General features: G+C 72.9%; 20 protein-coding genes and 1 pseudogene. 10 read left to right on the top strand and 11 right to left on the bottom strand.

Annotated elements, in window-relative coordinates; all coding sequences use genetic code 11:
• Nucleotides 1–40: 40 nt before the first annotated feature.
• From ACQEVM_RS34990 to ACQEVM_RS34970, 5 genes and pseudogenes are all read left to right on the top strand, one after another.
• Nucleotides 41–1,837 (top strand): thiopeptide-type bacteriocin biosynthesis protein, encoded by a 1,797-nt coding sequence (locus ACQEVM_RS34990; RefSeq protein ID WP_433086138.1) that lies wholly within the window; start codon nucleotides 41–43, stop codon nucleotides 1,835–1,837.
• Nucleotides 1,838–1,862: 25 nt separating this feature from the next.
• Nucleotides 1,863–2,650, top strand: a pseudogene (locus ACQEVM_RS34985) (ATP-binding cassette domain-containing protein); the annotation flags it as partial.
• Nucleotides 2,651–2,655: 5 nt separating this feature from the next.
• Complete coding sequence (locus tag ACQEVM_RS34980; RefSeq protein WP_433086136.1) at nucleotides 2,656–3,423, top strand: ABC transporter permease; 768 nt, start codon at nucleotides 2,656–2,658, stop codon at nucleotides 3,421–3,423.
• Nucleotides 3,424–3,537: 114 nt separating this feature from the next.
• Nucleotides 3,538–3,903 carry a hypothetical protein gene (locus ACQEVM_RS34975; RefSeq protein ID WP_433086134.1) on the top strand — a complete coding sequence of 122 codons (366 nt, stop codon included), beginning with the start codon at nucleotides 3,538–3,540 and terminating at the stop codon, nucleotides 3,901–3,903.
• On the top strand, nucleotides 3,900–4,559 hold the full coding sequence (locus tag ACQEVM_RS34970; protein WP_433086132.1) for a nucleotidyl transferase AbiEii/AbiGii toxin family protein: 660 nt from the start codon (nucleotides 3,900–3,902) through the stop codon (nucleotides 4,557–4,559). Before ACQEVM_RS34975 ends, ACQEVM_RS34970 begins: the two co-directional genes overlap by 4 nt.
• A 197-nt stretch (nucleotides 4,560–4,756) precedes the next feature.
• Here ACQEVM_RS34970 and ACQEVM_RS34965 read toward each other — a convergent pair whose 3' ends face one another.
• Nucleotides 4,757–5,650 (bottom strand): alpha/beta fold hydrolase, encoded by an 894-nt coding sequence (locus tag ACQEVM_RS34965; protein WP_433086130.1) that lies wholly within the window; start codon nucleotides 5,648–5,650, stop codon nucleotides 4,757–4,759.
• A gap of 77 nt (nucleotides 5,651–5,727) precedes the next feature.
• On the opposite strand from ACQEVM_RS34965, the gene ACQEVM_RS34960 reads away from it, so the two are divergent.
• On the top strand, nucleotides 5,728–6,351 hold the full coding sequence (locus ACQEVM_RS34960) for a sigma-70 family RNA polymerase sigma factor (RefSeq protein WP_433086128.1): 624 nt from the start codon (nucleotides 5,728–5,730) through the stop codon (nucleotides 6,349–6,351).
• A 216-nt stretch (nucleotides 6,352–6,567) separates the two neighbouring features.
• On the opposite strand, the gene ACQEVM_RS34955 is transcribed toward ACQEVM_RS34960, so the two are convergent.
• The gene (locus ACQEVM_RS34955; protein WP_433086126.1) at nucleotides 6,568–7,119 is read right to left on the bottom strand and encodes a MarR family winged helix-turn-helix transcriptional regulator; all 552 of its coding nucleotides are present in this window, start codon (nucleotides 7,117–7,119) and stop codon (nucleotides 6,568–6,570) included.
• A 295-nt stretch (nucleotides 7,120–7,414) separates the two neighbouring features.
• Here ACQEVM_RS34955 and ACQEVM_RS34950 point away from each other — a divergent pair, with 295 nt between their 5' ends.
• Nucleotides 7,415–8,494, top strand: a complete 1,080-nt coding sequence (locus tag ACQEVM_RS34950; protein ID WP_433086124.1) for an alkene reductase — start codon at nucleotides 7,415–7,417, stop codon at nucleotides 8,492–8,494.
• 52 nt (nucleotides 8,495–8,546) lie between these two features.
• Nucleotides 8,547–9,452 carry an NADP-dependent oxidoreductase gene (locus tag ACQEVM_RS34945; protein WP_433086122.1) on the top strand — a complete coding sequence of 302 codons (906 nt, stop codon included), beginning with the start codon at nucleotides 8,547–8,549 and terminating at the stop codon, nucleotides 9,450–9,452.
• Between the two features lie 68 nt (nucleotides 9,453–9,520).
• Here ACQEVM_RS34945 and ACQEVM_RS34940 read toward each other — a convergent pair whose 3' ends face one another.
• The gene (locus ACQEVM_RS34940) at nucleotides 9,521–10,012 is read right to left on the bottom strand and encodes a DUF3515 family protein (RefSeq protein WP_433086120.1); all 492 of its coding nucleotides are present in this window, start codon (nucleotides 10,010–10,012) and stop codon (nucleotides 9,521–9,523) included.
• A gap of 52 nt (nucleotides 10,013–10,064) precedes the next feature.
• On the bottom strand, nucleotides 10,065–11,312 hold the full coding sequence (locus ACQEVM_RS34935; RefSeq protein ID WP_433086118.1) for an MFS transporter: 1,248 nt from the start codon (nucleotides 11,310–11,312) through the stop codon (nucleotides 10,065–10,067).
• 148 nt (nucleotides 11,313–11,460) lie between these two features.
• Between ACQEVM_RS34935 and ACQEVM_RS34930 the strand changes: the two genes are divergently transcribed.
• A complete protein-coding gene (locus ACQEVM_RS34930) occupies nucleotides 11,461–12,426 on the top strand; it encodes a LysR family transcriptional regulator (RefSeq protein WP_433086116.1) in 966 nt (321 codons plus the stop codon).
• Between the two features lie 60 nt (nucleotides 12,427–12,486).
• Here the strand turns inward: ACQEVM_RS34930 and ACQEVM_RS34925 are convergent, their stop codons facing one another.
• From ACQEVM_RS34925 to ACQEVM_RS34905, 5 genes are all read right to left on the bottom strand, one after another.
• Nucleotides 12,487–13,677 (bottom strand): NAD(P)/FAD-dependent oxidoreductase, encoded by a 1,191-nt coding sequence (locus tag ACQEVM_RS34925; RefSeq protein ID WP_433086114.1) that lies wholly within the window; start codon nucleotides 13,675–13,677, stop codon nucleotides 12,487–12,489.
• Between the two features lie 80 nt (nucleotides 13,678–13,757).
• On the bottom strand, nucleotides 13,758–14,702 hold the full coding sequence (locus ACQEVM_RS34920) for an RNA polymerase sigma-70 factor (RefSeq protein WP_433086112.1): 945 nt from the start codon (nucleotides 14,700–14,702) through the stop codon (nucleotides 13,758–13,760).
• Nucleotides 14,703–14,853: 151 nt separating this feature from the next.
• On the bottom strand, nucleotides 14,854–15,312 hold the full coding sequence (locus ACQEVM_RS34915; RefSeq protein WP_433086110.1) for a hypothetical protein: 459 nt from the start codon (nucleotides 15,310–15,312) through the stop codon (nucleotides 14,854–14,856).
• A gap of 288 nt (nucleotides 15,313–15,600) precedes the next feature.
• Entirely contained in the window at nucleotides 15,601–16,446 is an 846-nt protein-coding gene (locus ACQEVM_RS34910) for an SDR family oxidoreductase (RefSeq protein WP_433086108.1), read from the bottom strand.
• Nucleotides 16,443–17,582: a helix-turn-helix transcriptional regulator gene (locus tag ACQEVM_RS34905; RefSeq protein WP_433086106.1), complete on the bottom strand. Its 1,140-nt coding sequence runs from the start codon at nucleotides 17,580–17,582 to the stop codon at nucleotides 16,443–16,445. Before ACQEVM_RS34905 ends, ACQEVM_RS34910 begins: the two co-directional genes overlap by 4 nt.
• 60 nt (nucleotides 17,583–17,642) lie before the next feature.
• Between ACQEVM_RS34905 and ACQEVM_RS34900 the strand changes: the two genes are divergently transcribed.
• Complete coding sequence (locus ACQEVM_RS34900; protein ID WP_433086104.1) at nucleotides 17,643–18,257, top strand: TIGR03086 family metal-binding protein; 615 nt, start codon at nucleotides 17,643–17,645, stop codon at nucleotides 18,255–18,257.
• A gap of 65 nt (nucleotides 18,258–18,322) precedes the next feature.
• Here ACQEVM_RS34900 and ACQEVM_RS34895 read toward each other — a convergent pair whose 3' ends face one another.
• The gene (locus ACQEVM_RS34895) at nucleotides 18,323–19,855 is read right to left on the bottom strand and encodes an FAD-binding oxidoreductase (RefSeq protein WP_433086102.1); all 1,533 of its coding nucleotides are present in this window, start codon (nucleotides 19,853–19,855) and stop codon (nucleotides 18,323–18,325) included.
• Nucleotides 19,856–19,995: 140 nt separating this feature from the next.
• Nucleotides 19,996–21,696, bottom strand: coding sequence for an NAD(P)/FAD-dependent oxidoreductase (locus ACQEVM_RS34890; protein ID WP_433086100.1), 1,701 nt, complete (start codon nucleotides 21,694–21,696; stop codon nucleotides 19,996–19,998).
• Nucleotides 21,697–21,705 lie beyond the last annotated feature (9 nt).

Here is a 21,705-nt window from a genome sequence, read left to right as displayed (position 1 = left end):
CGCGGGCACGGACCCACGACGAGGACCTCGAGGACCGCTGATGACGACGATCGACACCTGGCAGAGCCACCACCTGTTCCTGCACTCCACCGCCGAGGACGCCGACGCGTTCCTGCTGCGGGACGTGGCCCCGCTGCTGGACGACCTGGTGGCGGCCGGGAAGGCCGACCGGTGGTTCTTCATCCGCTACGGGGAGGACGGCCCCCACCTGCGGATCCGGGTACACGGCGCGGACCCGGCCGCGGCGGCGCGGCTGCCGGAGGAGTGGGCGCGGGCCGCGAAGGAGCTGCCCTCGGTGCCGGGCCCGTGGCCGTCCGCCCACGGCGAGGTGCGGGTCGTGCCGTACGTGCCCGAGACGGACCGGTACGGCGGTCCGCTCGCGCTGCCGGTCGCCGAGGACGTCTTCGCCGCCTCCACCGGGGTGGTCGTCGAAGCCCTGCGGGAGGTACGGGACGGGGGCGGCGCGACGCGGCTGACGGTCGCGGCGGACCTGGCGCACGCGACGGCGTACGCGCTCGGGATGGACGAACTCGCCGCGGCGCGCTGGCTGCGCGGGCACGCGGCCGGCTGGCGGTGGGTCACCGAGGTGCCGCTGCTGCCGGGCGCCTCGGTACACGCCCGGGTCAACTCCGTGTACGCGGCGCAGCGTTCGACGCTGGGTCGGCGCGCGGCGGACCTGCGGCGGCGGCTCGCGGACGGCACGGCGGCGCCCTGGCTGCGCCGGTGGACGGACCGGATCCGGGAGGCCGATGCGACGCTGCGGGCCGGCGGCGAGCCGGAGGCCTCGTATGCCTGGGTGTGGGCCTCGCAGCTCCACATGCTGTTCAACCGGCTCGGCGTCACCCCCGACGAGGAGCGGGCCGTGTGCCGACTGGTCGCCCGAACCCTGCTGGAAACGACGGAGCCGGGGACGACGGGAACCACGGGCTCGGGGACGACGGAGTCGGGGACCACGGGCTCGGGGACCACGGGCTCGGGGACCACGGGCTCGGGGACCACGGGCGAGCCCTCCGACTACTTCCCGACCTCGCACACCGCCCCCGACTACCGCTACCTGGAGCGCAGCAAGTTCCAGATCGGGCGCGGCGAGGACACGGCCCTGCGCCCGTCGGCGCCGCTCTCCCCCGCGTCGGCGACCGGCCGGGCGGGGTGGGGAACGGCCGGGCCGGAGATCGCACTGCCGACGGGGCCGCTGCCCGAGGTGTCGCTGCGCGAGGTCCTCGCGGGCCGGTCCTCGCTGCGCGGCGCGCTCACCGGGCCGCTCGACGCGGACACGCTGGGCGCGTTGCTGTGGCACTCCCTGGCCGAGAGCTCCCATTCCGAGCAGCTCCTCGCGGACGGCTCGACCCGTGCCCTCGTCCACCGTCCCCACCCGAGCGCCGGCGCCCTCTACACGGCCCGGGTACGGCTCCTCGTCCTCGACACGGCCGGTGTTCCCGCGGGCACCTGGGAGTGCGTGCCGCGGTCGCGAACGCTGCGCCGCGTCGGGCCGGTTCCGCCGGTGGAGGCGATCAAGGCCCTGTCCACGTACCTGTCCCGTCCCGCGACGGACCCGGACTGGATCGGCATCGACGGCGCGCCGGTGGTCCTGGCCGTGTACGCGGACCTCGGCGTGCTGCGGCGCCGCTACGGCCTGCGCGCCCTGCGCCTGGCCCTGCTGGAGACGGGCCACCTGACGCAGACGCTGCTGCTCACCGCGACGGCCCTGGGCCTCGCCGGCACCCCCCTCGGCGGCTTCCACGACGACCTGGCCCACGAACTCCTCGGTCTGGACGACCTCGAACAACCGCTCCAGTACCTGCTCCCGCTCGGCCGGCGGCCCGGGGCCGAGGCCTAGACATCGTTTCTCATGGCGGTTCCCGTCCACCACCATGCGCCTGATCCTGGGCCTGGCCCGGGCTACCGCCGGCACCGCCACCATCGGGGGCAGCAGTCCCACGAGCCTGCGCAACCCGCTGCGCGAGGTGGGCGCCCTGCTCGACCCCCAGGCGGCGCACGGTGGATGCAGGGCCCGTGACCACCTCCTCGCGCTCGCCGTCAGCAACGGCATCCCCGGCTCCCGGGTGGACGCGGTCCTGGAGCGGGCCGGCCTCGCGGAGGTCGGCCGCCACAGGGTCAAGACCTACTCGCTCGGCATGCGCCAGCGGCTGGGGATAGCCGCCGCACTGCTGGGAGACCCCGGAGTGCTGCTGCTGGACGAGCCGACCAACGGCCTCGACCCGGAGGGCATCATCTGGATCCGGGAACTGATGCGAGGGCTGGCCGCCGAAGGTCGCACGGTCTTCGTCTCCAGTCACCTCATGGCCGAGTCGGCCTCGTTCGTCGACCACCTCGTCGTCCTGGGGCAGGGCAAGCTTCTCGCCGATACTTCCACCGCGGAGTTCATCGACGCCCGCAGTACGCCCAGAGTGAGACTGCGTACCTCGAAGCCGACCTTGCTGGAGGCCGCCCTGGGCCGCGAGGGCCTGCGGATGGGGGCCTCCGCGAACGGGTGCTGGACCGTCGAGGGCGCACAGGCCCTTCCGTCGGAGCCCTGGCCGCCCGTGAGGGCATCCCTGTCCTCGCACTGTCCGACGAACGGGCCTCGCTCGAAGAGGCCTATCTGGCGCTCACCGCCGGTCGCACCCCCTTCTCCGCCTCCGCAGCCTGAAACCGATGGGAACCACTGCCATGGCTTTCACCGTCCTGTCCCGCACGCCGGTCCTGCACTCGGAATGGATCAAGATACGGTCGGCCCGTTCGGTCGTGGGCTCGCTCATGGCCGTCTTCGCGGTCACGGTGGGCATCACCGTGCTCACCACGATGGCGATCGGCACCTCCGAGCCGGGGGCGATGGGGGACGATGCGCTGCTCGGAGCTTTCTTCGGCGTCAACTTCGGCCAGATAGCGGCCATCGCCTTCGGAGCGACCGCCTTCGCCCGCGAGTTCCAGGGCGGAGCCCTGCGGGTGTCCCTCACCGCCGTACCCCGGCGCACCCGGCTGTACCTGTCCAAGGTGGCCGCCGTGGCCGGACTCGCCTTCGTGGTCGGTCAGATCACCGGCCTCGTCACCTTCCTCGCGGGCCAGGCCTCGATGGGGCAGTACGCCCTGTCCCTCGGAGATCCCGGAACCGTGCGGGCCGTCTTCGGCTGCGGCGTCTACCTGATGCTGATTGCCCTGCTGGCCGCCGGACTGACCGCCCTGGTGCGCAGCGGCACGCTGGTCATGAGCCTGCTCATACCGCTGCTCCTGATCGTGCCGTTCGTCGTCGGCCAGGTCGCCGCAGGGGCCGGTCAGTTCATGCCGGACCGGGCCGGGCAGATGGTGATGCGGACGGAGGCCACCGGCTCCCTCGGGCCGTGGAGCGGGCTCGCCGTCGCGGGGCTGTGGGCGCTGGTGGCCCTCGCCGCCGGGTGGCTGGCGGTGCGCCGCCGGGACGCGTGACCCCGGGCCAGTTGTGGTGCCCCCAGGAGGAGGATGTCTTGGGCCGGCGCACACCATCGGGGGAATCCCCCACCCGTCGTGCCGGGGACGGGTGGGACAGGCGATACTGGCCCCATGGTCCAGCTGTCCTCTCCCGTCCCGCCGGCACCGGTCGGCGAGGTGCTCCGCTCGCGGTACGCCGGCCGCCTGCCCGGCTCCCTGGCCGAGCTGACGGGGCCCGTCCGCGGGCCGGTGGCGCTGCCGCCGCACGTCGCGTGGTCCGGGCTGCGGACGTACGACCTGGACCGCCCGCGCCAGCGGATGAGCCTGTACCGGACGGTCCTCGCCGAGGGCCGGCGCGAGGACCTGGTCGCCTTCCTGGACCGGGACCTGCTGGTCGCGCAGTGGCCCGTCCTGCGCACCCTGGTCAGCCGGCACGTCCGGCAGGTCTGGGAGGACCGCTTCCCCCAGCTCCCGACCCGGACCACCACGCTCGCGTGAACCTCAGCGGGCTGCACCGCCGGCTCCTCGCCGACGTGATCGCCATCGGTTCCCCGTACCCGCTGGTCCTCACCGGTGGTTACGCGGTGCAGGCCCACGGGCTCGTCGACCGGCTCAGCCAGGACCTCGACGTCGCCACCGAGAACCCGGCTCCGATGGAGGACATCTCGGCCGACCTGGTCCACGAGCTGACCAAGCGCGGCTGGGCGGTGGAGGTGGTCGCCGTGGACCCGCTCGCGGCCCGCCTCATGGTCACCGACCCCGCCGACGGTGCGCGGTGCGAGGTGGACGTGCTCAAGGAGAACCTCTGGTCCGCGCCCGAGGACACCGAGTACGGACCGGTCCTCGCCCTCGACGACGTGATCGGCACCAAGGTCCGTGCCCTGGCCGACCGGGGCGCCCCGCGCGATCTCATCGACGTCCAGGCGGCCCACCGCCTGCGCCACCGCGACCTGGGCGAACTGGAGCGGCTGGGCGCGCGGCACGGGCGCGACGAGTTCCGCCTCGACGATCTCCGGGACCGGCTGGCCGGCTCCGAGTGGTACGACGACGAGGAGTTCGCCGAGTACGGTCTCGACGCGCACGCCATCGCCGACCTGCGCGAGTGGGCGCGGCGGTGGGTCATCGACCTCGAAGGCCGACTCACCGACGACTGAGCGGCCCGCCGCACGACCGGGCCGAGCCCGCCTCGGGCCGAGCCCCGAGCCGAGCCCCGCCTCTGGCCGGTCCAGACCGGACCGGCCCGCCGCACGCAGGCCCGAGCCACGCCCCCGCCCGGCCACGCCCCCCACTCTGTGGAGACGGCCCCACCCCGTGGAGACGGCCGCCCCCCACCCGTGAAGGCGGGCATCGCTCACCCCGTGAAGGCGGCGAGGGTCGCCACGAACCGGTCGGCGTCGTCGATCCAGGGGTGGTGGCCCGCTCCCGGCTGGACCACGAGCGCGGCGTCGGGGAAGAACTCCGCGAGTTCGGCGACCGACGCCGGGGGGCTGTTCAGGTCGAACTCCCCGACGAGCAGCAGCACCGGAGCCTCGAACCCCGCGAGCGCGGCCCGCGTGGCCTCCGGGGTGAAGGCGCCCTCGGCGCCGAAGAGGGCGACGGCCTCCTCGTTGTCCGGCCGGCCGGCCTCGTGGTGTCGGCGGGCCTGGTCGTCCCAGCGGCCGTGGAAGAAGGGGGCGATGGCCTCCGGGTCGCCGCCGGCGCCCTCCATGATCGCTTCCAGGGCGGCGAACGCCGTCGGGAACCACGGTTCGTCGCGCCGGAGCAGTGCCAGTGCGCGGCGTGTCCGCGCGTCGATCGTCAGGCCGACGGCGCGAGTACCGGGGCCGACCAGGACGAGCCGGTCGAGCCGGTCCGGGTACCGGGCGGCGTACTGAGTCGCGATGTTCGCGCCGGCGGAGTGGCCGAGCAGTGTCATCCGGGGCAGGCCGAGGTGGACGCGCAGCGCCTCGACGTCGTCGACGAGGCGGTCGCAACGGTAGGACGAGCGGTCCTCGGGAACCGCGGAGCCGCCGGTACCGCGCAGGTCCGGCACGATCAGCGGGCGGTGCGCGGACAGCCCGCCGAGATCACCGAGGTAGCGGCAGTCTGCGGGGCCTCCCGGGACGCAGACGATCGGGCCGGCGGCGGACCGGTCGATGGACGTGGCGGCGACCGGGTGGTCGGCGGCCGGGTCGGCGGCCGGGGGTCGGCCTCCGGTGACACGGTAGGCGAGCCGGGTTCCGTCAGCGGCGTGAAAGGTGGGCATGGCGTGAACCCTGCCGGCCATAACCAGGTTGTACAACCTGGTTATGAAAGAGCGGTTTCGGGGTGTACAACAGAGCCATGGCAAGCGAAGAGTCCACGCGTCGCGGCTCCGCGTCGTTGACCGACGAGCAGGCCGAGCGGATGCTCACCGACCTCAACGACGTCATCCGCGCGGGCGAGGAGGCGCGGAGGCTGCGGGCCGAGATGATCAGGATGCTCGTCGACCACGGCTGGACCCAGGAGAAGATCGCCCGCCTGAGCGACATGAGCCAGCCGGCCGTGTCCAAGCAGGTGGCGAAGCACAGGGCGGGCGAACCGGCGCCCCCGATGGACCTCGCTCTCGACCAGCACGACGCGCCCTGGCTGGAAGGGCGCCTGTGGGGCCTGGCCGAGGCCCTCGCCGAGACCGTCGCCGACGGCGCCCGCTGCGCGCGCCTCGTCCACGCCATCGCCCGGGGCCGCAAGCGCTTCACGCCCGGGACGGTCGACGAACTGCGGCGCCTCGTGGAAGAGGACCTGCGGCTGCGCCGGGCGGAACTCCCCGACGACCACCGGGCGGCCTACGACGAGATCAGCCGGGGCCTCGACGTCCCGCCCAAAGCCTCCGGCGCCGCCGAGGGACCCGCCGGTCCACCCTCCGTACGCCGTGCCCTCGCCCACCGCATTCAGCGCGACCGCCTCGGGGGCACCGGGCCGAGGTGACGCCCCGGGCGGGCAACCGGGCCGGGAGCCCCTGCCACCGGCCCCGTCCGGGGCACCACCGGGGCACCACCCGTGGCGCGCGGGCGGCCCTTGCCGCGGTACTGCTCGTGGAACCCGGCCACCACACCGCCCGTCGCGCGCGTGCGGGCCTCGGCTCCCCGCGGTCAGTGTGCGGGCCTCGGCTCCCCGCGGTCAGCGTGCGGGCCGGGGTGGTCCTCAGTGGTCCACGTCGACCGGGCAGGCGGCGTCGCCGGCCGCCTGCACGAGGTTCTTCTCCAGGCGTTCGAGGGTGTGCAGGGCAGCCGCGCGCTCGTCGTCCGTGAGCCCGGCCGTCGAGATGTCCTCCAGCTGGGTCCAGACCTCTTCGACCTGACGGCGCAGGGCGTGGCTCGCCGCCGTGGGTTCGATGAGAGACGCGCGCTTGTCGGTGGGCGAGGGCCGACGTCGGACGAAGCCGGACTGCTCCAGGCGTCGGACGGTGCGGGTCATGGTCGCCGCGTCGGAGTCCAGCAGCCGCACCAGGTCGATCTGCCGTTGGGGACCGCGTTCCCACAGGTGCATCATGACCAGCTCCTGGCCCGGGTGCAGGCCGATCCGGCGCAGCAGCTGACCGGCGAACATCCGGTGCAGACGGGCCAGGCGGAAGATCGCGTGGCTGACAGGGCCGCCGCCCGCCGCCGCCGGCACCGGCACGGTGGCCTCCTGCTGCGTCACCACGGGCCCGGTCACCACGGGCTCGCCTCCGGCGTCCGGCGTGAGCTGCGTCATCGTCTTCCTTCCCTTACCGCTCGCGTGGGCTTTACTGCCTGGTCAAGGTAACCCTACCGCCACCTGAAGTCGGCGACGCCGCTCTGATGTCACCTCACATATCACCAGGTCAGGCCGCATTTCGCGCACTCCCACCTCTCCATCCGTCACGTCATCCTCAGCCCTCGAGGAACAAATTCGGGTTGGTTACTTGTTCGAACAGGTGATTTACTTGTTCAGACAGGCAACTGCGTGGAAGCGGGCACCCTGCCGTGCCCGTGCCGTGTAGCACCACCACCACCCGAGGAGACTCGACATGACCACCGCGACCTCCGCGTTCCATCCGATCGACCTGGGCGGGAAGCGCCTGGCCAATCGCGTCGTGATGGCTCCGATGACCCGCAGCCGCGCCCACGGGGCCGACGCGGAACCGACGGAGCTGATGGCGACGTACTACGCGCAGCGCGCCTCGGCCGGACTGATCGTCACCGAGGGCATCCAGCCCTCGCCGGTCGGCCAGGGCTACCCCGACACCCCCGGCCTGCACACCACCGGCCAGGTGCGGGCGTGGCGGAAGGTGACCGACGCCGTGCACGACGAGGGCGGCGTGATCTTCGCCCAGCTCATGCACACGGGGCGGATCGGCCACCCGAGCCTGCTGCCCGACGGTCTGGTGCCGGTGGCGCCCTCGGCGGTGGCCGCCCAGGGCCGGGTCTTCACCCACGAGGGGCCCAAGGAGTTCGTGACGCCGAAGGAGTTGACCGACGCGGAGATCCGGCAGACCATCGCCGACTTCGCCGCCGCGGCGCGCCACGCGATCGAGGCGGGTTTCGACGGCGTGGAGCTCCACGGCGCCAACGGCTATCTGATCCACCAGTTCCTCTCCGACCGCACCAACCGGCGCACCGACGCCTGGGGCGGTGACATCGAGGGCCGGATCCGTTTCGCCGTCGAGGTCGTCGCCGCCGTGGTGGAAGCGATCGGCGCACAGCGCGTCGGTCTGCGGATCTCGCCCGGAAACCAGTACAACGACATGTCCGAGACCAGCCCCGGCGAGGTCTACGAGGCGCTCCTGGCGCGGCTCGCCGGACCGGGTCTGGCCTATCTGCACCTGATGGAGGGCCCCGACCCCGAGCTCGGGCCGCGGCTGCGCACCGTGTGGCCCGGCACGTTCGTCCTCAATCCGTTCACCCACCCGGATGTCACCGGTCCCGACGCGCTGAAGCTGATCGAGGACGGGAGCGCGGACATGGTGGCCTACGGAGCCCTGTTCCTGGCCAACCCCGACCTGCCGCGCCGCCTCGCCGCGGGCGGCCCGTTCAACACCGCGGACCAGTCCACCTTCTACGGCGGCGACCACCGCGGCTACACCGACTACCCCGCCCTCAACGGCTGACGCCCACGCCAGTCGTCGACGAGGCCCCTACCCGACCACCCGGGAGTCCCTGATGTCCAAAGCGATCACCTTCTCCGAGTACGGCACGGCCGATGTGCTGCAACTGTCGGAGGTCACCCCTCCGGAGCCCGGTCCCGGCCAGGTCCGCATTCGTGTGCGGGCCGCGTCCGTGAACCCCCTCGACGTGAAGATCCGGTCCGGTCTGATGGCCGGCAACGCACCGGCCCACTTCCCCGTCGTCCCCGGCCTGGACGCGGCCGGTGTCGTCGACGCCGTCGGCGAGGGAGCCGGGGCGTCCGTGGGCGACGCGGTGCTCGGTTCGACCACCGGCGGCAGTTACGGCGAGTACGCCCTGCTCGACCGGCCGGTCGGCAAGCCCGACGCCCTCCCGTGGGACGTCGCCTCCTCGCTCGTCACGGTCGGTCTGACCGCCGCCCGCGTCCTGGCTGAACTGGACGTGCGGGCCGGTCAGACCCTGCTCATCCACGGCGCCGCGGGCAGCGTGGGCATCATCGCGGCCCAACTCGCCGTCGCCCGGGGTGTCACCGTCGTCGGAACGGTCGGCGAACAGGACGTCGAACGGCTGACCGCGCTCGGAGCGGGCGCCGTCCGCTACGGCGACGGCTGGGTGGAGCGGGTGACGGCCGCGGCTCCGCAGGGAGTCGACTCCGTGTTCGACGCCTCGGGCGCCGGCGTGCTCGCCGAATCCGTCGCCCTGACCGGCGACAGCGCGCGCGTGGTCACCATCGCCGACATGGCCGCCGCGCGGCACGGCGTCCGCTTCAGCGCGGGCGGTGGCGAAAGCGCCGGGGAATCCCTGGCGGAGCTGGTCGCCCTGGCCGCCGACGCTCGACTCACCGTCCCGGTCTGGCGCACCTACCCCCTCGCGGAGGCCGCGCGGGCGCACGCGGACCTGGAAGCCCACCTCAACCGGGGCAAGGCCGTCCTGCTGCCCTGACCTCCGGTGGCCGCCGCCCCCGCCCGTTCGGGGCGGCGGCCACCGGCCACGGCCGGGGACACCGATCGTCAGGTATCGCTCAGCGCGAGGCACTTGGCCCTCTGCACGAGGCTGCCCAAAGCGTCGTTGATCGTGACCAGGGCGTCCCCCGCGGGTTGGGAGCCGCGCGCGAACGCGACCTCGACCGCGGGTTCGCGCCCGTACGTGGTGAACACCCACGCTCCGTCCCGCTTGACCCTCGCGTCGTCGAGGACCCAGTCGAAGCCGTTGACGTTGACACAGGTGTCGATGGTCGGGGCGAGGGGTTCCACACCGCAGCGCAGCACGACGGCCCTGGCGCCCCACCCGGCGGTTCCCTCGCCGTCGACCGCGTCGCGTCCGTGTCCCATGAGGTTCTCGGGAAGGCGCGCGACCACGTCCGAACACGGTGCGGTCCGGGCGAAGGGCCCCGCCGGCACGCTGTAGTCGGGGCGGGCCCACACGGCGACGGCGACGCAGAGGGACGCGGCGGCGACGGCGCAGACGAGCGCTCTCCGGCTTCGCGGAAGGGTGATTCCCATACGCGCCACGGTAGTTCCCCCTCCCGGCGGGTCCCTCACCGCCCCGCCCGCGTCACGTGTGGTCGCGGGCCGGTTCCCGCCCGGGCCGTGGCGTGCGGTCGTGTCGGGGAAGCAGCAGCGGGGTCGCCGACATGAGGAGGCCGGCGATCACGATGGCCGTGCGCGGGCCGGTGACGGCGGCCAGCAGGCCCCACAGGGCGGTCAGCAGGGCGATGACGGTCTTGCCGGCGACCGACCAGGCGGCCAGGGTCCGGACGACCCGGTCCGTCGGGGTCCTTTCGAGCCGGTAGGTGGCGAACACCGGGTTGAACACCCCCATGCAGGTGATCAGCCCGAACTCGACGCACATGAGGAACACGAGTCCGGCGGCGCCGGGGCCGACGAAGGCGGTCCCGAGCGACCAGCACGCCCGCAGTGTCCCGGCGGTACGCATGACCCTGTGCCGGCCGAACCGGGCGACGAGTCGGGGGGCCAGCCGTGAGCCGATCAGGCCGCCGACGCAGGGCACGGCGAAGGCGAGGGCGTACTGCCAGGGCGCGAAGCCGAGTTGGCCCACCATGAGGACGGCGAGCAGCGGCGAGGTCGCCATGATCAGGCCGCTGACGAGGACCGTGTTGAGGAACAGCGGGCGCAGCGCGGAGTCGGTCAGGATGTACCGCCACCCTTCGAACAGGTCGCCGACGCGCGACCGGGATGGTGCCGGGCCGGGTTCGGGGCGCGGATCCGGCCTGCCCATCGCGCGGATTCCCGCCGCCGAGAGCAGGTGGCCGGCCGCGTCGGCCACCACGGTCACCACCGGGCCGAACGCGGCGAGCGCGGCCCCGCCGAGTGGGGGTCCGAGCATGGTGGCGGTCCAGGTCGTGGACTCGAAGCGGCCGTTCGCGAGGAGCAGGTCCTGCGGCGGCACGAGCGCCTTCACGCACGCGCCGGTGGCCGCCGTGAAGACGATGTCGGCCGCGCCGACCACGATCGCCACGACCAGGAGCTGGGGGAAGCCGAGCCGACCGAGCGCGAACGCCGCGGGCACGCTCATCAGCGCGGCGAAGCGGACCAGGTCCATCGCGACCATCACGGACCGCTTGCTGCGGGACTCCAGCCACGGGCCGAGCGGCAGCGCCAGCGCCGCGCCGGCCGCCAGTCCGGCGGCCGCCAGCAGCGAGACCTCGGTCGGTCCGGCGTGCAGGACGAGGATCGCGATCAGGGGGAACGCGTCGAACGCGAGCCACGTGCCGAGGGTGCTGATCGCGTACGCCGTCCAGAGCCACCCGAACGGCCGGCCCAGCGACCGTCCAGCCACCATGATCGACGCACCTCTCGCCCGCTCGCGGAACACCCTCGTGTTGACGGGAGGAATCAAAGCGAGTGGCATCCCGGCGGGTCAAACAACCCGTCGACCGGCGGTCACAACCGCACGTTGTGCGACCGGTCAGGGCCTAGGGTGGGTCGGCGTGAACCTCGATGCCGTACGCACCTTCGTGGCCATTGCGGACGCCGGCCGCTTCCAGCGGGCCGCCGACGACCTGTCGATCACCCAGCAGGCCGTGTCCAAGCGCGTCACCGCCCTGGAGAGGGATCTCGGGGTGCGGCTCTTCATCCGCACCCCGCACGGGGTCCGGCTCACCGTCGACGGGCAGGCCTTCCTGCCGCACGCGCGCGCTCTCCTGCGCGCCGAGGAACGGGCGGCGGATTCCGTGCGTCCGGGCCGCCGTGCCCTGCGCGTCGACGTGATCAACCGGCGGATCGCGCCCGCACGGCTGTTGCGCGCGTTCCACGGCGCGCATCCGGAGAGCGAACTCGACGTCGTGACCAACCTCCTCGACGCCGACTCGGCCATCGCCGCCGTCCTGTCGGGCAGCATCGACGCCACCTTCCGCTCCCTCACCATGCCGACCCGGGAACTCCCCGAGGGCATCGAGAGCGCCCGCGTCCTCGACGACCGCCTGCAACTCCTCACCGGGCCGGCCCACCCGCTCGCGGGCGTCGGCGCGGTCACGCCCGGCGAACTCGCCCGGCACAAGATCTGGATGCCGGGTGTCGTCCCCGGCACCGAATGGGCCGCCTACTACGACGAGCTGTCGTCCGAGTTCGGGTTGACCATCGACACGATCGGCCCCAACTTCGGCTCCGACGCCCTCCTGGAGGCAATCGCCGGCTCCTCGACCCTGGCGACCTTCGTCGGTGAGGAGGACCCGCTCGTGGGGCCCGCCCACCACGACCTGCGGCGCATCGAGGTGCGCGACCCGACGCCGGTCTACCCGCACTCGCTGGTCTGGCTCGGCGACAACCCGCATCCCGCGCTCGCCATGCTCCGCGACCACCTCCGCTCCACACGACCCGCCCGCTCCCCCGCCGAGACCTGGACGCCGACGTGGGCTCGGGACCGGCGCCCCGGTCGCGGCGGCTCCCGGGCGTGAGGAGCGGGCCGGGGCGGGACGGGGCGGGCCGGGCCCGGGCGTGCGGACGCGCCGGCCGCGTCACGTGGTGACGAGTCCGGTCCGCGCCTCACGGGTCGCCGCGAGGCGACGGCGGCGAGCGGGCATCAGCATGGTCGGGTGCGAGACGCTCCAGGCCGCGGCCGAGCAGATCAGCTCCTTGAGGCGGGCACCACCGCGGCCGGCGATGGCGGTGGACGTGACCTCGTCCTCGTGGGTCACGCGCTGGAGGATCCCGTCGCGGCGTCCGAGGCTGATGCACTGGGCGGTGTAGCCGATCGCGCTCTGCGGGACCTTGCGCCCGGTCAGGCGCGCGGCGAGGGCGTCGGCGGCCTGCCACGCCATCGGGGTCGCCGTGGCGCAGGCCATCCGCAGCGGCTTGCCGCCCGCGCCTTCGGCCCGCGCGGCGTCGCCGACGGCGTACACGTCGGGGTGCGAGACCGAGCGCATCGTTGCGTCGACGACGATCTGCCCGGCGTCGGAGACGGTCAAAGTGGTGGCGGCGGCGATCGGGTGGACGGCGAAGCCCGCGGTCCACACGGTCACCCTGGCGGGAATCCGTCCGGCCTCGGCGGTGACCACGGCGTCCGCCTCGACGCGCGTGACGTCGGCCCGCTCGTGGACCGCGACCCCGAGCCGGTCGAGAACGAGGTGCAGGTGGCGCCGGGCCTTGTCGCCGAGCCAGTCGCCGACACCGCTGCGGGCGGCGAGGGAGACCTCGAGGTCCGGGCGCGCCTCGGCGATCTCGGTGGCCGCCTCGATACCGGTCAGGCCGCCGCCCACGACCAGCACGGTCGCGCCGGGCTCCAGTTCCGCCAGGCGCGCCCGCAGCCGCAGCGCGCCCTGCTTCCCCGCGACGTCGTGGGCGTACTCGGCGACGCCGGGAACGCCGTGGTCGGTGGTGGTGCTCCCCAGGGCGTACACGAGGGTGTCGTAGCCGAGGGTGTCGGGGCCCTGTTCGCCGGTCAGGGCGACGGTCTTGCGGTCCGTGTCGACCGAGGCGACCCATGCCGTGCGCAGCCGCACACCGGTGCCCGCGTAGACCGCGCGCAGGGGGCGGGGCCGCAGGTCCTGGCCGGTGGCGAGCTGGTGCAGTCGTACGCGCTCGACGAACTCGGGGTCGCCGTTGACCAGGGTGATCTCGACGTCGTCGCGGTGCAGGCGCCTCGCGAGGCGACCCGCGGTGACGGCTCCGGCGTATCCGGCTCCCAGGACGACAATGCGGTGCTTCATGGTTCGCTCCTATCCGGTGGGACTCACCTCCTGAACCGGACAGCCCGTCGATCCCTGACAGGTAGCGCGTGTGACGTGGGTCACCACACCTCGGCGAGAGGCGGGTGCGGGCCCGCGGCCACCCACCGGCGCGTGATGCGGTCCAACTTGTCGGGGTTGACCTGGATGTGGATCGCCCCGACGCCCTCGGGAGTCGCTCCGAGGCAGATCACGCCGAGGATCTGCTCGCCGGACACGATCAGCACGGCGGGACCGCCGTTGACGACGGCGGCGTGCAGGGCGGCGCTGCCGCCGACGCGCGCACGCTTGGCGGGGGTCGGCCGGAAGAGCGAGCGCAGGTAGCGCGCGATGCGGAGCGCGCCGATGACCGGGGTCCTGCGGGCCTGGACGTCCGCACCGCCGTCGGCCACGCTGACCGCGTCGTCGGTGAGCAGCCGGATCAGCGGGTCGGTGTCGCCGCTGAGGGCCGCGGCGAGGAACTCCTCGACGACCTTCCGCGCGGCGGCCGCGTCGACCTCGGTGCGGGCCCGGTGCGTGGCGAGGTGTTGTCTGGCGCGCCGGTGGATCTGCTGGCAGTTGGACTCGGTGAGGTCGAGGATCTCCGCGATCTCACGGTGCGCGTGGCCGAACGCCTCGCGCAGCACGTACACCGCGCGCTCGTTGGGCGTCAGTCGCTCCATCAGGGTGAGCATCGCGACGGAGACCGACTCGCGCTGCTCGGCGGTGTCGGCCGGACCGAGCATCCGGTCGCCGGCCAGGACGGGCTCCGGGAGCCACTGTCCTACGTAGGTTTCCCGCCTGGCGCGCGCGGAGGTGAGCTGGTTGAGGCAGAGGTTGGTGACCACCTTCGTCAGCCACGCCTCGGGCGTCTCGATTCGCTCCCGGTCCGCCGCGAGCCACCGCAGGAACACGTCCTGTACCGCGTCCTCGGCGTCTCCGGCCGACCCGAGCAGTCGGTACGCGACGGCCTCCAGGCGGCCCCTCGACTGCTCGAACAGATCGACCTCGTGCGTACGGAGCGACATCGGGCCATGATCGGCCATGCCCTCGGGCCGCGTCCACCCACCCGCGAGCGACCCGATGCCCGAGCCGGACGTGCCCGACGCCCGAGCCGGACGTGAAGGTGCCCCGCTCCGGGCCGTATCGGGCCGGGGCGGGGCACCTTCGTGTCCGACGTCAGGGGGCGGCGGCCGTTCCCGACGGTGTGGGGTGCGTGTCGGTCGGGTGCCAGCGGGGGCCGCGCTGTTCCGCCAGCCGGAAGGCGGCCAGTGCCTTGAGGTGCTTGGCGATCGTCGGCGGGGTGAACCCGACGGCGGCGGACAGCTCCTCCAGGGTGGCCCCGGCCGGGGCGGTGGCCCTCAGTCCGTCCCAGGTGCGCGCCGCGGGCAGGCCGAGGCCGCCGTTGCGGACGGAGGTGTGGAAGAGGTCGTGGTGCGGCTCCGGCCCACTCGGGTCCGCCGCGGGGGCCACGGGGTCGGCCCCGGAGGGCGGCACGGGGTGGGTCTCCGCGGACGACACGGGGTCGCTCTGCGGGGACCACACGGGGTCGGGCCCCGGGGCGGGTACGGACACGGTGGCCGGCACGCGCACCGGACGGCCCCGGGCCGGTCCGACCGGCCGGGGCGTCATGTTCACGGTGCGGTGCCTTCGGCCCTTTTGACGTTTGCTCACAGGCTTCGCGTCCCTTCACCAGTACGGATCACGTGAAGGGAACGAGTGAGCGGGAGACCGGTGACTCGCGAACCCGTTTTCGTTCGCCTGAAAGGGTGCCCGCCGCGTCACGCGCGGCCCGTGCGTCGGGACGCGGGCCCCGTGCGCCGGGCGGCCCGCGCCCCGGACAACGGGAACGCGGGCCTCCCCGCCGACCCGTGCGGGGGACGGACGGTCGGTGGGGAGGCCCGCGGGTTCAGTCGGCCGACAGGCCTACTTGAAGGCCGGCAGGCTGCGCTCGACCCAGGCGGCGAAGGGGGAGGCCGGGCGGCCGAGGACCTTCTCGACGTCGGGGCTGACGCGCTGCTCGGCCGGGAGGGGCTGTCCCAGGATGTCGAGGGTGCCCTGGACGACGCCCTCCGGCATGAACTGCGACATGTGGGCGTAGGCGGCCTCGCGGCTCAGCTCGATGAAGGTGATCTCCTCACCGAGGACTTCGCCGAGCGCTGCGGCCTGCTCGCGCGGGGTGACCGCGGCCGGGCCGGTCAGCTCGTAGGTCTGGCCGGCGTGACCGTCCTCGCGCAGGGCGACGGCGGCGACGGCCGCGATGTCCGCCGGGTCGACGACCGGGAGCGCGACGTCGGCGAACGGCGCGAGGACGGTGCGGTCCGCGCGGACCGACTCGACCCAGGCGTAGGCGTTGGAGGCGAAGCCGCCGGCGCGCAGGACGGTCCACTCCAGGCCGGAACCGCGAACGGCGTCCTCGAACTCGCGCAGCCGGTTGTGGGACTGCGCGTCCGGACGGGTGGCGGTGATCTGCGAGGAGAGCAGGACGACCTTGCGCACGCCGGATTCCCTGGCCACGGTCAGCAGGGTCTCGGCGCTCTCGCCGCCGCCGAGCAGTTCGCCGGCGAGCAGGATGAACAGGGCGTCGGCGTCCTTGAGGGTCTCGCGCAGGCTCTCCGCGCGACCGAGGTCGGCCTGTACGTGGCGTACGTCCTGGGCGAGTTCGGCGGGCAGCGGGTTGCGGGAGACGGCGGTGACATCGGCGCCGGCCGCGGTGAGGGCGGCGATCAGCGGGCGGCCGACGTTTCCGGTGGCTCCGGTGACAACGATCATGAGAATGCTCCTTCATCAAGGGTCATGGTGGGAGAAAGCCGCTGTCGGGGGCGGCGCCGCGGTGGCCGGACGGTGTCCTTCGCCGTGATACCGGGGACGCTAGCATCCTCGACATAGTAAGTACCTAGGGGAAAGTGACTATCCCTCCGGGAGGTGCTGTCCCCGGTCGGGACGGCGGCCCCCGGTGCGGACTGCCCGTGTACGGAGGCGAGTTCGCGGCCGAGGCGCGCCAGGTGGGCACGCGCCTCGGGTGGTCCGAGTACTTCGACGCGGGCGCCGAAGCCGGCGAGTCGGGCCGTGAGCACGTCGAGTGACGGCCCGTCGGCCTCGATGTCGTGGCGGCCGTCGGCGCGCGGCCGCGGCCCGCGCAGCCGGTCGCCGAACAGGTCGCGCAGGGCGGGCAGCACGTCGGTGTGCACCGCCGCGCGCACCGTGGTGGTGCGCAGGCCCCGTTCCACGCCGTCGGTGAGCGCCTGCCATGCCGTGGCCAGGTCGAAGTCCTGTGGACGGCGGGCGGGTTCGCCGGTGGCGGTGACGGAGGTGACCCCGGTGTGCCGGAAGGACCGCAGCCCGTCCTCGGTGGCGGCGACCAGGTGCCATTGGCCGGCCTTGCAGACCAGGCCGAGCGGATCGACGGTCCACCGTCCGGGCGGGGTGTCGGGGTCCGTGTACCCGAGGGTGATCCGGACCCGGTCCAGGACCGCCTGTTCCAGCGCGTCGTGGTGCGGCCCGCCGGCGGTGCGGACGGCGGCCCGGGACCAGTCGAGGCCGTCCACGACGAGCGCCTTGGAGGCGGCCTCGGCGTGCGGGCGCATGGGGGCGGGCAGCGCCTGCACCAGTTTGCGCAGGGCGGCGCGGAGTTCGGGTGAGGCCGAGAGCGGACCCGCGGCGAGGAACAACGCCCCGATCTCGCGCTGGGTGAAGCCGGTGAGGTCGGTACGGGAGCCGCCCACCAGGCTCCAGCCGCCGCCGCGTCCGCGCTGTGAGTAGACGGGCACGCCCGCCAGGGTCAGCGCCTCCAGGTCGCGGCGGGCGGTGCGTTCGGAGACTTCGAGTTCGCCCGCGACCTCCTTGACCGTGACGCGTCCGCGCGCCTGGAGGAAGAGCAGCGTGGCGACCAGACGATCAGCCTTCATTTTGCCCACGTTCTTTTTAATAGGCCATGAGATGACCTGTTTGGTGGGGAAGATGGAGTCATGACAGAGACTGTGAATGTTTCCGGCGCCCCTGCCACCCGTCCGTCCACCGACCCCCGCGGCGGCCTCTTCAAGGTCGTCGCACTGGCCCACGAGGTTCTCGCCGGCATCCGCCCGGACCAGTACGACGAGGTCACGCCCTGTCCGGACTACTCGGTCCGGGACATGGCCAACCACCTGGTGTCGGTGCTGCGCCGGGTCGCCGTGCTCGGTGCGGGTGGTTCCTTCATGAGCGTTCCGCACTTCGCGGAGGACATCGCCGACGGTGACTGGGCCGAGGCCTGGGCGGTCTCCGTCAAGGAGTTCGACGCGGTCTGGTCCGACCCGGCCGTGCTGGGTCGTCAGATCGGCCTGCCCTGGGGCCCGGTGCCCGGTGTGGTCGCCTCGGTGATCTACACCAACGAGTTCGTCCTGCACGTCTGGGACCTCGCCAAGGCCACCGGCCAGAACCCGACGTGGGACCCGGAGATGCTCGCCGCTCCGCTGGCGAACATGCACCGCGCCGTGCCGGCCGAGCCGCGTGGCGGCCAGGTTCCGTTCGGTCCGGTGGTGGAGGTGCACGAGGATGCTCCCGCGATCGACAGGCTCGTCGGCTGGTACGGCCGCCGTCCCTGACGGCCGCCCGGGTACCGGGGTCGCCGTTCTGGGACGGCGACCCCTTCCCGTGTCCCGGGTCCGGATCAGCCGGCGGACCCGATGCCCTGCGCGAAGGAGAAGAACCGCGCGGGGTCGTACTTGGTCTTGATCCTGGCCAGGCGGGCGTAGTTCTCGCCGTAGTAGGACCGCTTCCAGTCCGTGAGGGCCGGGTCCATCCAGTTCTGGTACGTCTCCCCGTTGGACAGCGGGTCGAGGGTCCGGAAGCCGTTGTCGACCCAGTGGGTGGCGACCGCCCGTGCGTCGGCGGTGTTCTGCTGCGGATCGTTGATCAGAGCCCGGTAGTTGACCGAGAACAGCGAGTCCCGGTGGACGTACGCCGTGTCCGTGCGCCCCGGGTCGTTGGCCGCGCCCCCGAAGAAGTGCAGGTCGAGGTAGCGGGCCTGGCCGGCCCTGCGCTCGGCGTCGAAGGCCGTCATCACGTCCGTCCAGCCGGTGTGTCCCAGCGGGCGGCCGGCCAGGCGGGTGCGCTCCAGGCCGAACTCGGGTCGGGTCAGCACGCCGGACGGGGACTTGCCCGTCCGTTGGCACTGGTCCTGGCTGAGCGTGCCACAGCCGAAGATCATCATCATGAGCTGCTGGTACGTCATGACGGCGTCCTGGCGGGCCAACGGCGCGCCCGTCAGGGCGATCAGTCGGGCCGCCTCGGCGTCCCGTTCCGCCGGGGTCCCCCGGGAGGCCAGCATGATGTTGACGTTGGGGACGGAGCCGGGTGCCGCGTCCGGCTGGACGACGTACCCGCCGCCGCCGATGGTGCGGGGCGCGTCCACCAGCCACGTCGTGGCGGCGTCCAGGACGTCCGCGGCGCGGTCGTACGGGAAGATCAGGTTGGTGATGGCCATCTGGTCGCCGACGTGCGGGGTGACCGTGAAGCGGGTGACCACGCCGAAGTTCCCGCCGCCACCGCCGCGGATCGCCCAGAACAGGTCGCTGTTGCGGGTCGGCGAGGCGGTGACCACGCGGCCGTCGGCCAGGACCACCTCGGCCGAGGTGACGGCGTCGCAGGCCATGCCCATGGGGCGGGTCAGGAACCCGTAGCCGCCGCCCTGGAGGAAGCCGCCGGCCGCGACGGTCGGACAGCCGCCCTCGCTGACGACGAGGCCGTGCGGGGCGAGTGCGTTGAGGATCTCGACGTTCTTGGCGCCGGGGCCCACGTTCACCGAGCCGTTGCCGGCGGCCATCGCGACCGCGTTCAGCCCGGACACGTCGATGATCAGGCCGGGGGTGGTCGAGTAGCCGCCGAAGCTGTGGCCGCCGCTGCGGACGGCGGCGGGCAGGCAGTTGTCCTGGGCGAAGCGCAGCGCGACGGAGACGTCGGCGGAGCTGACGCAGTAGGCGACGGCCTTGGGGTTGGCGGCGTCGAACTGGGCGAGTTCGAGCTGCTTGGCCACGCCGTACGCGGCGTCGGTGGGCAGGACGAGCCGGCCTTGGAGGTTGCGGGCGAGCTGGTTCCAGGGGGCGCGGCCGGCCTCGGCCGCGGCGGTGACGTTCGCGGCGGGCAGGACGGTCAGGCCGACCGCGGCCGTGCCGGCGCCGATGAGTGCTCTACGAGTGATCACGGGTTGTCCCATGGGTCGAGGCGACGGGGGTGTGACGAGGCGGTGTGACGAGCGATGTGGGGGGCTTGGCGGCGGCGGGTCCACCGGCCCGGCCGCCGGGAGGGGACGGCGGGGCCGGTGGACCCGGGAGGGGCCGGGGGTCAGGAGACCTTGCGGCCGCGCACGCCCTGCCGGACGACGCCCTTGAGCATGGAACGGCCGAGGTCGCGCATCTCCTTGGGGCCGGAGGTGCTCGCCCACCACATGAACTTCATCATCGTGGGGGTGGTCGCCCGGAAGAACCGGTGGTCCTCGGGGTCCTTCCAGCCGAACGGCGTGTTGACCGACTCGCAGTCGCGGATCGCCTGGAAGACGATGTCAGCGGCCTTGTCACCGTCGATCTCGCCGGCCTCGAACCGTTCGCAGGTCTCGGCGGTGATGTCGAAGAGCTGCTTGAAGGCGTGGCTGTCCGGCCACCACAGGCCCGTGTAGGGGGCCTTCTCCATCTCCCGGAAGTGGCGGTCGTCGCCGTCCAGGGTGAAGTTCTGGCGCGCCATGATCTGGCGCATCGTGGCCGGGGTGGTGAAGCAGGCCCACACCCGGAAGACGGCGTTCCAGAGGCGGAAGTGGTTGAAGGCGATGTAGGAGGCGTTGACGATCTTGTCGTTGTACTCCAGCAGGCCCTGCTCCAGGCGCTCCACGTACTCGAAGCGCTCGACCGAGAAGTCGTCCTCGCGCAGCGCGTCCAGCACCCGGTAGGCGAGGGCGTCGACGACCTCGAAGGTGTTGGACAGCCCGCGCGAGTACAGCGGGTCGATGAAGCCCGCGGCGTGCGACATCAGGCACCAGCGGTGGCCGATGGTCTGCTTGGAGGAGTACTGGATCCGGTCGGTGGAGACCCACTCGCGGACCCGCTTGGCCCCGTCGAACTGGCGCTTCACCGCCGGGTACATGTCGAGGTAGTGGTTGAACTCCTCGTCGGGGGTCATGTCCTTCGGCTTGGGGTACAGCCGCTCGTCGAAGGTCAGGCCGACGCTGCAGAGGGGGTTCTTGGAGTCCTTGTAGTTGTCGAACGGGATGATCCAGAACCAGCCGCGCTCGATCAGGTGGTGGAGCGTGCCGCCGTGGAAGGGCGATTCGGCGGGCGGGCGCAGCGCCTCCGGGTAGTTGCACACGTCGTCGTACGGCTTGATGCCGACGTAGTGCGTGAACAGCGAGCGCGAGTGGTGCTTGTGGCGCGGCGGGTTGTCGCGCAGGTCGAACTTCTCGGCGAGCGGGGAACGGAACCCGCTCGCGTCGATCAGGAACTTCGCGCGGAACACCTCACCGGTGTGGCCCGTGACGGTGACGCCGTCCTCGTCGAAGTCGAGGTCGGTGGCGCGCCAGTTCTGCCGGACCGTGCAGCCGTACTTGGCCGCCACGGTCAGGTAGTACGAGTCGGTGTCCTGCCGGTAGAGGTGGACGGCCTCCGTCAGCATCTTGGGGATCACGAACATCGTGGCCTCGGCCGGGTTCGGCTCGCGGTTCTTGTCGTGCGAGACGAAGCCGAAGCTCTGCTTGCGGCCGTGGTGCGGGCCCATGTGCTCGGTGATCGCCTTGACGTCGAGCATGTGCTTGATCTCGGGGACGTCGTAGCGCGTGGCGAGGATGTGCAGCCACTCGACGAGCTGCGGGTTCTGCGACTCGCCGACGGCGAAGCGCGGGTGCTGGCCGGCGTCTATGAGGACGACGTTGGCGCCCTGGCGGGCCAGGATCGCGCCGGTGATCGAACCGGCGAGACCCGATCCCAGGATCAGGACGTCGCACTCGTTCCACTCTTCGGCCTTGGGGGCCTCTTTCGTTGCCTCAGCCTTGGTGGGCAAGACCGTACT

The sequence above is a fragment of the Streptomyces sp. CA-243310 genome (genome assembly GCF_050936775.1).
GTDB lineage: Bacteria > Actinomycetota > Actinomycetes > Streptomycetales > Streptomycetaceae > Streptomyces.
This window is presented reverse-complemented; position numbering and strand designations above follow the sequence as displayed.